The organism is Simplicispira sedimenti (assembly GCF_022760965.1).
GTDB classification, from domain to species: Bacteria; Pseudomonadota; Gammaproteobacteria; order Burkholderiales; family Burkholderiaceae_C; genus Simplicispira; species Simplicispira sedimenti.
The window spans coordinates 41,685-52,502 of sequence record NZ_JAKVIJ010000017.1 but is presented as its reverse complement, the minus strand read 5'-3'; the positions used below and the strand labels follow the sequence as shown (position 1 = coordinate 52,502).

General features: G+C 60.1%; 13 protein-coding genes. 2 read left to right on the top strand and 11 right to left on the bottom strand.

Annotated features, from left to right (window positions below; translation table 11 throughout):
• Nucleotides 1-218 precede the first annotated feature (218 nt).
• From MJ602_RS15730 to MJ602_RS15700, 7 genes are all read right to left on the bottom strand, one after another.
• Complete coding sequence (locus MJ602_RS15730) at nt 219-1,313, bottom strand: protein-glutamate methylesterase/protein-glutamine glutaminase (RefSeq protein WP_243021713.1); 1,095 nt, start codon at nt 1,311-1,313, stop codon at nt 219-221.
• 14 nt (nt 1,314-1,327) lie between these two features.
• The gene (gene cheD, locus MJ602_RS15725) at nt 1,328-2,056 is read right to left on the bottom strand and encodes a chemoreceptor glutamine deamidase CheD (protein ID WP_162015228.1); all 729 of its coding nucleotides are present in this window, start codon (nt 2,054-2,056) and stop codon (nt 1,328-1,330) included.
• A 60-nt stretch (nt 2,057-2,116) separates the two neighbouring features.
• Nucleotides 2,117-3,016, bottom strand: coding sequence for a CheR family methyltransferase (locus tag MJ602_RS15720; RefSeq protein WP_423246721.1), 900 nt, complete (start codon nt 3,014-3,016; stop codon nt 2,117-2,119).
• 86 nt (nt 3,017-3,102) lie between these two features.
• Nucleotides 3,103-3,588: a chemotaxis protein CheW gene (locus MJ602_RS15715; RefSeq protein ID WP_162015226.1), complete on the bottom strand. Its 486-nt coding sequence runs from the start codon at nt 3,586-3,588 to the stop codon at nt 3,103-3,105.
• 44 nt (nt 3,589-3,632) lie between these two features.
• A complete protein-coding gene (locus tag MJ602_RS15710; protein WP_243021711.1) occupies nt 3,633-5,747 on the bottom strand; it encodes a chemotaxis protein CheW in 2,115 nt (704 codons plus the stop codon).
• Between the two features lie 39 nt (nt 5,748-5,786).
• The gene (locus MJ602_RS15705; protein ID WP_162015224.1) at nt 5,787-6,149 is read right to left on the bottom strand and encodes a response regulator; all 363 of its coding nucleotides are present in this window, start codon (nt 6,147-6,149) and stop codon (nt 5,787-5,789) included.
• Between the two features lie 61 nt (nt 6,150-6,210).
• A complete protein-coding gene (locus MJ602_RS15700; RefSeq protein WP_162015223.1) occupies nt 6,211-6,657 on the bottom strand; it encodes a hypothetical protein in 447 nt (148 codons plus the stop codon).
• Nucleotides 6,658-6,822: 165 nt separating this feature from the next.
• Between MJ602_RS15700 and MJ602_RS15695 the strand changes: the two genes are divergently transcribed.
• Nucleotides 6,823-7,941: a hybrid sensor histidine kinase/response regulator gene (locus MJ602_RS15695; RefSeq protein ID WP_423246720.1), complete on the top strand. Its 1,119-nt coding sequence runs from the start codon at nt 6,823-6,825 to the stop codon at nt 7,939-7,941.
• On the top strand, nt 7,938-8,567 hold the full coding sequence (locus tag MJ602_RS15690) for a response regulator (protein WP_162015221.1): 630 nt from the start codon (nt 7,938-7,940) through the stop codon (nt 8,565-8,567). The genes MJ602_RS15695 and MJ602_RS15690 overlap by 4 nt, the downstream gene beginning before the upstream one ends.
• A 73-nt stretch (nt 8,568-8,640) precedes the next feature.
• On the opposite strand, the gene fliR is transcribed toward MJ602_RS15690, so the two are convergent.
• From fliR to MJ602_RS15670, 4 genes are read right to left on the bottom strand one after another with little or no spacing between them, the layout of a single operon-like run.
• Nucleotides 8,641-9,405, bottom strand: coding sequence for a flagellar biosynthetic protein FliR (fliR, locus tag MJ602_RS15685; RefSeq protein ID WP_243021709.1), 765 nt, complete (start codon nt 9,403-9,405; stop codon nt 8,641-8,643).
• A 25-nt stretch (nt 9,406-9,430) separates the two neighbouring features.
• Nucleotides 9,431-9,700 (bottom strand): flagellar biosynthesis protein FliQ, encoded by a 270-nt coding sequence (gene fliQ, locus MJ602_RS15680; RefSeq protein ID WP_162015219.1) that lies wholly within the window; start codon nt 9,698-9,700, stop codon nt 9,431-9,433.
• Between the two features lie 21 nt (nt 9,701-9,721).
• Nucleotides 9,722-10,480 (bottom strand): flagellar type III secretion system pore protein FliP, encoded by a 759-nt coding sequence (fliP, locus tag MJ602_RS15675; RefSeq protein ID WP_242455275.1) that lies wholly within the window; start codon nt 10,478-10,480, stop codon nt 9,722-9,724.
• Entirely contained in the window at nt 10,470-10,817 is a 348-nt protein-coding gene (locus MJ602_RS15670) for a flagellar biosynthetic protein FliO (RefSeq protein ID WP_162015218.1), read from the bottom strand. The genes fliP and MJ602_RS15670 overlap by 11 nt, the downstream gene beginning before the upstream one ends.
• Between the last annotated feature and the right edge of the window lies 1 nt (nt 10,818).

The window sequence follows — 10,818 nt, the reverse complement described above, 5'->3', positions numbered from 1 at the left end:
AACCAGAACCACCGCAAGCAGCAACCTTCTGTTCAGCGAAGCCTTGCATTGTACATCGGTTTTTAACCAACTTTCAAGTCACAAGGAACTTTTTTGCCCCACCGCCCAAATCCAACAAAACCGTCAGCTCCAAGCAGCGAAGCCCACTAGTGTATCACGGAAATGCCTCACTCACCATGCACCCCCTGGATCGCTCGACCCTCCTGACAAACTGAGACTCAGATCCGGTGCATGACCTTGTCGGACTGACTGCGCAGGCGTGCGACCAGGGCAGGCGCAATTTGATTCAAGGGCAGTACTTCATCCGCAGCACCATGGGCGATGGCCTCACGGGGCATTCCAAAGACGATACAACTGGCCTCATCCTGCACATAGTTGTAACTGCCAGCATCCTTCATCTCGCGCATGGCTGTTGCACCGTCCGCGCCCATTCCCGTCAACATGACGCCATAGGCATTTCGGCCCACCATTGCCGCAGCTGACTTGAACAGGACTTCTACCGAGGGCTTGTGACGGTTGACCGGGGGGCTATCATCCACCACGGCCACATAGTTAGCTCCACTGCGGCTGATATGGAATTGCTTTCCCCCCGGAGCAATATAGGCATGGCCTGGCAGAATGCGCTCGCCATTCACTGCTTCTTTGACAGTGATCTGGCACAAGCTGTTGAGTCGAGCAGCAAAACTGGTGGTGAAACCTGCGGGCATGTGCTGCGTGATCACGATGGCCGGAGAATCGGCAGGCATGTGCACCAGTATTTCCTTGATTGCCTCTGTTCCCCCCGTCGATGCGCCGATAAAGATCACCTTTTCCGTCGAGAGCCGCCCTAACAAACCGGCCGCAGGCGTGGTTGGATTGCCACTTGTCACCGCACTGGCCGCAGGATCCCGCGCGGAGGCTCTGCGCACTTGCGCCACAGCAGCCACACGGATCTTGTCCACAATCTGTCCCGCCAGGTCACTGAGGCCCGTCGCCACACCCACGCGAGGCTTGGCGACAAAATCCACCGCCCCCAGTTCCAGCGCTCTAAGGGTCACTTCGGCCCCCTGCTCGGTCAGCGTGGAGATCATCACCACCGGCATTGGTCGCAGGCGCATAAGTCGGCCGAGAAAATCAATGCCATCCATGCGCGGCATCTCGACATCCAGCGTAATGACATCGGGATTGAGTTCTCGGATCATCTCACGCGCCACGAGCGGATCGTTGGCGGTGCCAATGCACTCCATGTCATGTTGGCGATTGATGATCTCGCACAGGAGACTGCGAACCAGCGCAGAATCATCCACCACCACCACTCGTATCTTCTTGCTCATCGAATCCCTGTAGTTCAAAAAAGGTCCACAGACCCGCCCGCAGTGGCAGTGGCAACCGTGGCCGCATTGCCACGCTTTTCCTGCGCCACCAGCTCTTCGGGGTGAGCGTGTGCCAGCCGCTTGACCATGGCCTTGCCCGTCACAGGGAAAAAGCACACCTTGCGCGGATAGATGTCGAGAACATCTTCCGAAACCACCGGGATGCGCTCCGTGTGGAGGTAGTTGACCACGAACTGGGTATTGCGCTCGCCCACATTCATGGTAGTGAAGCTGTGCATAACCTGCGCTCCACCAAAAATCTTGGCCTGCATGGTCTCACGGCGCGCACCGAGCTTGAGCATCTCGTTGATCAACAGCTCCATGGCGTAGGAGCCGTATCTCCCCGACACATCCAAAGAATCCCCCTCCGGCAGCATGAAGTGATTCATACCGCCCACACGCATGCGACTGTCCCACAGACAGGCGGCAATGCATGAACCCAACACCGTCATGATCACCAGATCTTCGTGAGAAACGTAGTACTCGCCCGGCAGCACCTTCACTGCGTTGTACTGGAAATGATGATCGAAGAAGAAGAACGAAGCCTGCCCTGGCTTGACCGGGCGAGATTTCAGCTCATCCAGCGCCACCCGAGGCGCTGGGGAGGCACTGGTGGGATAGATATCGGGAGACAGAGGCGCAATGCGCGGTGCGCGGCGACGGTCAGGCATCCCGGAGGCATGGAGGGGTGGCGCGTTCGACATGGTGTTGACCGGAATGGATGCGTTTATAAAAAGTAGTGGACTGGACAGTAGTTGCGGCACTTAACGGCGCTCATAGACCGTCTTGCCTCGCAGGGTGAAAAGATCGCGGGACTCACTGAAGTTCTCTGCATGCCCCACAAACAGCATGCCCCCTGGCTTGAGAACCCTGTGAATCCGCTCCAGCACACGACGCTGCGTCGGTCCGTCGAAATAAATCATCACGTTGCGACAGAAAACCACATCGAAAGGCTCACGAAACGGCCAATCGTCGCGGATCAGATTGACGCTGATGAAATCGATCATGCGGCCCAGTTCAGGCTTGACACGGACCATGCCCGCATTGCTGCCCTTACCGCGCAGGAAGAAGCGCTGCAAGCGCTCCTGGCTCAAACCTTTGATGGATTCAAGCCGGTACACCCCTTGGGCTGCAGTAGCCAAGACACGCGAATCGATATCACTGGCGGTCAGCTTGAAGGAAGGGTTGTTTCCCAAGGCCTCCATCGCCGTCATCACGATGGAATATGGCTCTTCGCCCGTGGATGCCGCACTGCACCAGACGCTCCAGGGCGAACCAGCGGGCCGCGAACGCAGATGCGCCGAAAAAATGTCGAAGTGATGAGACTCTCGGAAGAATGATGTGAGATTGGTGGTCAGCGCGTTGACAAACTCCTGCCATTCATTCCCGTCGTGAGATTCCAACCACCCCAAATAATCATTGAAACTGGTATGTCCGGTCTCACGCAGTCTGCGCGACAAACGGCTATAGACCATGGCGTGCTTGCCGTCATGCAAACTGATCCCTGCACGTTGGTAGATCAGGGATTTGACCCGCGCAAAATCAGCATCCGTCCAGACGAACTCCCGGCCTTGGGCCAAAGGACCTGCAGTGGACGCAGCAGGCTCACGCGCTGGCCTGCGGCGCTCGGGTGCTAGCTCTGCAGAAGCATCTGTTTGGCGCAACATGCTGGATCTTTCCGATAAGGGCGACCGCTCGGGTCATACGCAGAAGGTGTGGAGGCGCCGTGCCGTGGCACAGCCCCTGTACCTCAACTCGCCGATGCCAGCCCCATGTCCAAGCCAGACATCAGCTTTTCGATGTCCAACAGAATGAGCATGCGCTCGCCCACCGAACCCAGGCCCATGATGCAATCGTTGTCGATCACGCTTTCAATGTCCGGTGCCGGACGAATACTCTCCGCTGAAAGCTCCATCACATCGCTGACGGAATCGACCACGATCCCCACTACACGGTTACGCAGGTTCAGGATGATGACCACGGTGAAACTGTTGTACTCAGCCTTGGAGCAGTTGAATTTCAAGCGCATGTCCACGATCGGGATGATGGTGCCACGCAGGTTCACCACCCCTTTGATGAACGCCGGCGCATGGGCAATGCGCGTTGGTGGCTCATAGCCGCGAATCTCCTGTACCTTCAGGATGTCGATGCCATATTCTTCCTGATCCAAGCGAAAGGTCAGGTATTCACGTGCACCCGTGGTTGTCGTTTCAGTGTTTTTTTCCATCACGTTCATGGGAATTCCTCCTCACTTGAGTGCATTCAAACCAGCTCCGCGCCTCAATGGCGCGCGCGCCTGACCAAGCCGCCAATGTCCAGAATCAAGGCAACCCGCCCATCCCCCAGGATCGTCGCCCCAGACACATTGGGTACCTTGCGGTAGTTGGATTCCAGGTTCTTGACCACAACCTGGTGTTGCCCCAGCAGCTCATCGACCAGCAAAGCGACACGGTTACCGTCGTCTTCGACCACCACCATGATGTTGCTCGACTTGTCCATGTCGAACCGTGGCACCTCGAACACTTTTTCCACCGCAATGACGGGCATGTACTCCTCGCGCACCTTCACCAGTTGCGAGCCCTGGGCCACGGTATTGACATCATCGGGGTTGACTTGGAAAGACTCGACCACGGACGACAAGGGCAAGATGTACACCTCGTCGCCAACACCCACCGACATGCCGTCCATGATGGCAAGGGTCAGTGGCAGACGGACAGACACCTTGGTTCCGTAGCCCTCAGAGGAATCGATCTCCACCGTGCCATTGAGGGCTGCAATATTGCGCTTGACCACGTCCATGCCCACGCCACGCCCGGACACATCCGTCACAGTGTCAGCGGTGGAGAAGCCTGGTGCAAAAATGAGTTGCCAGACTTCCTGATCGCTCATCTGGTCAGACACGTCCATCCCCCGCTCGCGGGCTTTGTTGAGGATCTTCTCGCGTGACAGGCCACGCCCATCGTCGCGCACCTCGATGACGATAGAGCCCCCCTGGTGCGATGCGGACAGCGTGATAGTGCCGTGCTCTGACTTACCCTTGGCAAGGCGTTCTGCGGGCATTTCAATTCCATGATCCCCGCTGTTGCGCACCAAGTGCGTGAGAGGATCGGTGATTTTTTCAACCAAGCCCTTGTCCAGTTCGGTCGCCTCACCCAGGGTCACCAGCTCCACCTTCTTGCCCAACTTGTTGGCCAAATCACGCAACATGCGAGGGAATCGGCTGAATACGATGGACATGGGAATCATGCGAATCGACATGACCGATTCCTGGAGATCCCGGGTGTTGCGATCCAGATCAGCCAAACCAGAAAGCAGCTGCTGATACACGGCCGGGTCCAACCCCTGGCTGTTCTGTGCAAGCATGGCTTGGGTAATGACCAGCTCCCCCACCAGGTTGATCAACTGATCCACCTTGCTTACCGAGACACGAATGGTGTTGGACTCCATTTGTGCCTGGGATCCCGCCTTGGCTTCCACGGCAGGCTTGGGTGCGATGCGTGTGACTGCAGAGGTCGGCTCAATGGCCCCCAAGGCATTGGCGGGTTTGCTGCCTGGCGCACCAGGTGCATCTGCAAAGAAGCCGAAGGCGCCATGTTCAGGGCTCTCTTCCGAGCCGGGGGCGGAGGGAGCTGTTGCAGGTGCCGAGGCATCCTGGATCTGTATCTGCTCCTTGGAGACGTGGAAAGCGAACAGGTCCAACAGATCGTTGTCTGTGGACGAGGTCTCCACAGCAAACACCCGCACCGAGGGGTTGTCGCCAGGCACATCGGCAATGGTCCCAAGGCCGGGAATGTCTCGGAAAAGTTCTTTGATGGCTTCAGCCTGCTCCGTTCGCTCGACCGGTCCAATGCGAATCTGCAAGGACCGAACACCGGGCTTGGCCGCAGGCGCCGCTGGCGCTGCCGGCGCCGGTACTGGCGCTACGGGCACTGGTGCTGCCACAACGGCCTGTAGTTTGGCCGTCTCCACCGGCACCTGCCCTGCGGCAAGCACGCTGATACGTTGCACCAGATCTGCGGTCGAAGGCGGCTCATCCTGGGCGCCGGACTGGTGCCGCGCCAACAGGCTGCGAGACGCGTCAGCAGACTCCAGCAGCACATCCACCATCTGAGGAATGGGCTGGAGTTCATGGCGCCGCAGGCGATCGAGCAGAGACTCCATCTGGTGCGTCAACTCGGCCACATCGGCGAATCCGAAGGTAGCCGCTCCACCTTTGATGGAATGGGCGCAACGGAATATGCCGTTGAGCTCCTCGTCGTTGGCCTGCTCCAAATCCAGATCGAGCAGCATCTGCTCCATCTGGTCCAGATTCTCGGCCGCCTCCTCAAAGAAGATTTGGTAAAACTGTGACAGGTCGAAATCGGCGCCTGCACCTTCTTGGTGAACTTCTGCCATGGGGGACTCCTGTGTGCGTGCCGCCTGCGACCGCGCCGATCAGCGGATCACCTTCTTGAGCACTTCGATCAAGCGATTCGGATCGAAGGGCTTGACCAGCCAGCCGGTAGCGCCCGCAGCCTTGCCAGCCTGCTTCATCTGATCACTCGATTCGGTGGTCAGGATAAGGATGGGAATGGTCTTGAACCGCGGGTCCTCCCGCAGCTTGCGCGTCAGGCCGATACCGTCGAGCCGGGGCATGTTCTGGTCGGCGAGCACGAGGTCGATGTGGTGGGTCTGCGCCTTTTCCAGCGCATCCTGTCCATCGACCGCCTCGACCACCTGGTAGCCGGCACCCGTCAAGGTGAAAGAAACCATCTTCCGCATGGACGGAGAGTCATCTACGGCGAGGATCGAATGCATTTATTGCTCCAACGGTCTTATTGGTTGCTGAATATATCGGGGTTTGCGAGCTTGTCTGCCATCAGAACAAATCGATGGAGCCCGCATCCATCTCACTCTGGGTCACAGGATTGGGTCGATCCGGCGCCATTTCCACAAAGGACGCCGCTTCCTCTCCATCCTCCTGGCCCATGGATTCTGCGGCCAGTCGAAAAGCACAAGACTGCAGCACCTTGGTGGTGTGCCAGATCAATTGCGAGGCCATGTCCTGGAATTGCAGTTCCGTGACTGCGCTGCGCAGGGCCTCGCGGGCCGCCTGAAGTTCCGGTGAATCCCCCACATTGGACTCGGTCAGGTTTTGATTGGCAACGCCAAAGCGCTCCAACAGGTTGTCCGTGGCATGGCTGATCAGCCCTTCAAGGCGGTGCAGGTCATGCATGACCACGAGCAGCGAATCCTGCACTTCGGCAGCCACCATCACAGGCAGGCGAACCTCCGGACCCCCAGGACTTGTTGGCTCTGATTCCATCGCTCCTCCATTGCCGCTGATGGTGACAAGATACACGAATCTCTCTCACCGCCCTACGAGTAAAACCCGAAGCCCTGCCACACCAGTGGCACCCCTGGCCCATTCCATCGCTTACGCTCTCCGAACCAGAGGACCGACAACGTTGTTTGTACCAATTTGTATCCTATGATAGCCCTAACCATGCAAGATGGTGCAACAGATACAACTTTGCGCATCCTTCATTTGGAGGACTCGCCCGCAGATCAGCAACTGACCCGGCTGACGCTGCGCCGTGCAGGCTGGAACGCAGACATCCTGGCCGTCGATACCCTGCAGGCTTTTCAGGATGCACTGGACCACATGGACTGCGATGTGGTGCTGGCGGACTACCATCTGCCCGGCTTTACCGCGCTGGACGCTTGGGCATTGCTGACCCAGCACTCCGATCCCCCCCCGTTCATCCTGCTTTCCGGTGCCATTGGCGAAGCCGCTGCGGTAGAGGCCATCCGCCAGGGCATGGCGGACTATGTGCTCAAGGACGACCTCGCCCGCCTGCCCCACGTCATTGAACGGGCGTTGGAAGTACACAACGCCCGCAAGGCCCAGGCCCGCGCCGCAGCGGAGTTGGCCATGTCACGCCAAAGCCTGGCCGAGCTGACCGAACACCTGCAAACCTCCATCGAGCAGGAGCGCGCCGCCATCGCGCGCGAAATCCACGATGACATCGGCGGCGCACTGACGGCCGTTCTGTTCGACCTGTCCTGGATCGGACGCCATGCGCAACAGGCACCGGTGCAGGAGCACGCCCAAGCCGCCACCGCCATGCTGCAGCACGCCCTGGGGGCCAGCCAGCGCATCATGATGAACCTGCGCCCTCCCATGCTGGACCAGGGGCTGGTGGCCGCCCTGCAATGGCTGGCCGACAATTTTGGCCAGCGCACGGGTATCGCTGTGACCCTGCAACTGTGCAGCGCGCGCATGGATCTGACCGACGCCGTGCAGCTGGTGGCCTACCGCACCGCGCAGGAAGCCCTTACCAACATCTCCAAGTATGCCCAGGCCACGAGTGTGCGCATGGAGCTGACCGATACCGAGGACGTGCTGACACTGGAAGTGACCGACAACGGCCGGGGCTTCGACCCCGCCGCTCCGGCCCGGCCCCGGTCCTTCGGCCTGCAGGGACTGCGCGAACGTGCACGGACCGTGGGCGGCTGGCTGGATGTGAGCAGCCGTCCTGGCCAGGGCAGCTCGGTGATACTCTCGGTGCCCCTGCACCCCCTGCCAGACTCTGGAGAAGTCCCATGATCCGCGTTGTGCTGTGTGACGACCACGCCGTGGTGCGCCGCGGCATCCGCGACACCCTGGCCGAGTCCCCCGATATCGAAGTCACCGCCGAAGCAGGCAGCTACCCCGAGCTGCGCGAAGCGCTGCGCACCGCACCCTGCGACATCCTGCTGCTCGACCTGAACATGCCCGGCCGCAGCGGACTGGAGGTGCTGGCCAGCCTCAAGGAGACACACTCGTCCATCAAAGTGCTGGTGGTGTCCATGAACCCGGAAGACCAGTACGCCGTACGCTGCCTGCGCGCCGGTGCCCAGGGCTATGCCAGCAAGGCCGCTGACCCGGTGGCGCTGATCGAGGCCGTGCACACCCTGGCCCATGGACGCAAATACCTGACGCCCGAAGTCGCCCAGATGCTGGCCGAGAGCGTTGCCCAGCCCGAAGACGTAGCGCTGCACACCACGCTGTCGGAACGGGAGTTGCAGACCCTGCTCAAGATCGCCTCCGGCCGCAAGCTGTCGGAAATCGCCGAGGAACTGATGCTCAGCCCCAAGACCGTGAGCGTGTACCGCGCGCGCGTGCTGGAAAAGCTCAAACTCACCAACAACGCCGAACTCACGGCCTACGCCATCCGCAACGCACTGGTGTAATAGTTACAGAATAAATACGGCGATAGCGCCCTATTTACAAGAGCTAGTAGCTATGATTTTTATAGCATTTCGACTATAAACCGATCGTATCCAACGCCCGCTGGAACAACGTGAGCACAGGCTGCTCCAGCATGGGCAGGGTCGCAGCAATGCCCAGCAGACCCACGCTGAGTGTGACCGGAAAACCCACAGCATAGATGTTCATCTGCGGCGCAATGCGCGAGATGACACCCATGGTCAGGTTCACGAACAGCAGCAACGCAATCATGGGCAGCGCAATCCACAGGGCGCTGGAAAACAGTGCGGCGCCCATCTCGTGCAAGCGCATCTGCTGCAGCGACTGCAGGAAGTTGCCGTCGGTCGGAAAACGCTGGAAGCTCTCAACCACCGCCATCAACACCATCAGGTGGCCGTTGATGACCACGAACAGCAGCATGGCCAGGTAACCATAGAACCGCGCCACAGCGCTGACCTGCGCGTTGGTGGTGGGATCGAAGAAGGCAGCGAAGTTCAGGCCCATCTGCAGGCCCACCACCTCCCCCGCCAGCTCCACGGCGGCAAAGACCAGGCGCATGGCAAAGCCGATGGCCAGCCCGACGGCCACCTGCTGCGCAACGGCACCCAAGGCCTGGGGGCCGTTGATCGACACCACCGGCTGATCCGTCAACACGGCCTGGGCGCAGAGCGCCACGAAGAAAGCCAGGCCAATCTTGGCGCGCATGGGCACGGCACGCATGGAAAACAGCGGCGCCACCGAGAACAGCGCCAGCACACGCAGAAACGGCCAGAGGATGGGCGAGATCCATGCCACCAGTTGCGATTCGGCAAAAGTGATCATGGCGCGGGAGCGGAACGCGCGGTGTTCAGCCGATGACCGAGGGAATGGACTCGATGGTGCGCCGGATGTAGTCCACCAGCGTGGTCACCATCCACGGTCCGGCAATGGCAAACACCGCCACTGCGGCCACCAGCTTGGGCACAAAGGCGAGCGTGGCTTCATGGATCTGGGTGATGGCCTGGAAAATACTCACCACCAGACCCACGCCCATCACCACGCCCAGCACGGGCATGGCAATCATCAGGAGCAGCGTGAGCGCATCGCTGCCGATCGTGAGCACCATCTGGGCCGTCATGGCTGCATTCCTACAAAGTTCCTAAGTGACAAAACTGGCCGCCAGCGAGCCAATGAGCAGGTTCCACCCATCGGCCAGCACAAAGAGCATGAGCTTGAAGGGCAGTGCCACCAGCACGGGCGAGAGCATCATCATGCCCAGCGACATAAGGATGCTGGACACCACCATGTCGATGACCAGAAAAGGGATGAAGATCAAAAAACCGATCTGAAACGCGGACTTGAGCTCGCTGGTGACAAACGCCGGAATCAATACCCGCATGGGCGCCGTTTCGGCGGAAACCGACGCATCGAGCTTGGCCAGCCGCGCAAACAAGGCAAAGTCGGACTGGCGCGTCTGCTTGAGCATGAAGCTGCGCATGGGCGCCTGGGCGCGATCGACGGCCTGCTCAAAACTGATGGCGTCCTTGGTGTAGGGCAGGTAGGCGTCCTGGTACACCTTGTCCAGCGTCGGCCCCATCACGAAAAAAGTCAGAAACAGCGACAGACCAATGATCACCTGGTTGGGTGGCGCCGACTGTGTTCCCAGCGCCTGGCGCAGCAGCGACAGCACGATCACGATGCGCGTGAACCCCGTCATCATCAACAAGATGGCCGGCAGGAACGACAGCGCCGTAAAGAACAACAGCGTCTGGATAGGCACCGAAAAGCTCGTGCCGTTGCTGCCAGAGCCCACCAGCACCGGCAGGCTGCCCCCCGACTGCGCCCAGGCCGACACCTGCCAGGTGCACAGCACCAGCGACGTCAGGACACGAATGGCACGCCACCCTTCACGGCGCATGGTGCGGCTCCGGTGGCGCAGGAATGCGCGTCTGCTCCTGCAGGGCGCGGGCAAAGTCCGGCGCGGGCACAGGCGCGGCGGGTGCAGAGAGCACATGCAGGCACTGGATGTTCTGCGCCGTCACGCCCAACACCAGCAAAGTGCGGGCGTTCTCGGGCCCGACCTCCACGGTCACCACACGCTGGTGCGGACCCACGGCCACGGCAGATACCACCTTGGACACCATGCCCCCACCGGCCATGCCACCGGCTTGGCGCTGCTGCAAGCGCCGCACCAGCCAGGGCAAGGCGGCCATGGCCGCCATGAACAGCACTACGGCGACCAGCGCCTGGGTCATC

Bases quoted from the DNA above. Each gene is read 5' to 3' on its own strand.
- MJ602_RS15730 (WP_243021713.1), bottom strand. From the start codon at position 1,313: ATGAGCAAGAAGATACGAGTGGTGGTGGTGGATGATTCTGCGCTGGTT.
- MJ602_RS15690 (WP_162015221.1), top strand. From the start codon at position 7,938: ATGATCCGCGTTGTGCTGTGTGACGACCACGCCGTGGTGCGCCGCGGC.
- fliP (WP_242455275.1), bottom strand. From the start codon at position 10,480: ATGCGCCGTGAAGGGTGGCGTGCCATTCGTGTCCTGACGTCGCTGGTG.
- MJ602_RS15670 (WP_162015218.1), bottom strand. From the start codon at position 10,817: ATGACCCAGGCGCTGGTCGCCGTAGTGCTGTTCATGGCGGCCATGGCC.
- cheD (WP_162015228.1), bottom strand. From the start codon at position 2,056: ATGTCGAACGCGCCACCCCTCCATGCCTCCGGGATGCCTGACCGTCGC.
- MJ602_RS15715 (WP_162015226.1), bottom strand. From the start codon at position 3,588: ATGAACGTGATGGAAAAAAACACTGAAACGACAACCACGGGTGCACGT.
- fliQ (WP_162015219.1), bottom strand. From the start codon at position 9,700: ATGACGGCCCAGATGGTGCTCACGATCGGCAGCGATGCGCTCACGCTG.
- MJ602_RS15710 (WP_243021711.1), bottom strand. From the start codon at position 5,747: ATGGCAGAAGTTCACCAAGAAGGTGCAGGCGCCGATTTCGACCTGTCA.
- MJ602_RS15705 (WP_162015224.1), bottom strand. From the start codon at position 6,149: ATGCATTCGATCCTCGCCGTAGATGACTCTCCGTCCATGCGGAAGATG.
- MJ602_RS15700 (WP_162015223.1), bottom strand. From the start codon at position 6,657: ATGGAATCAGAGCCAACAAGTCCTGGGGGTCCGGAGGTTCGCCTGCCT.
- MJ602_RS15695 (WP_423246720.1), top strand. From the start codon at position 6,823: ATGATAGCCCTAACCATGCAAGATGGTGCAACAGATACAACTTTGCGC.
- fliR (WP_243021709.1), bottom strand. From the start codon at position 9,405: ATGATCACTTTTGCCGAATCGCAACTGGTGGCATGGATCTCGCCCATC.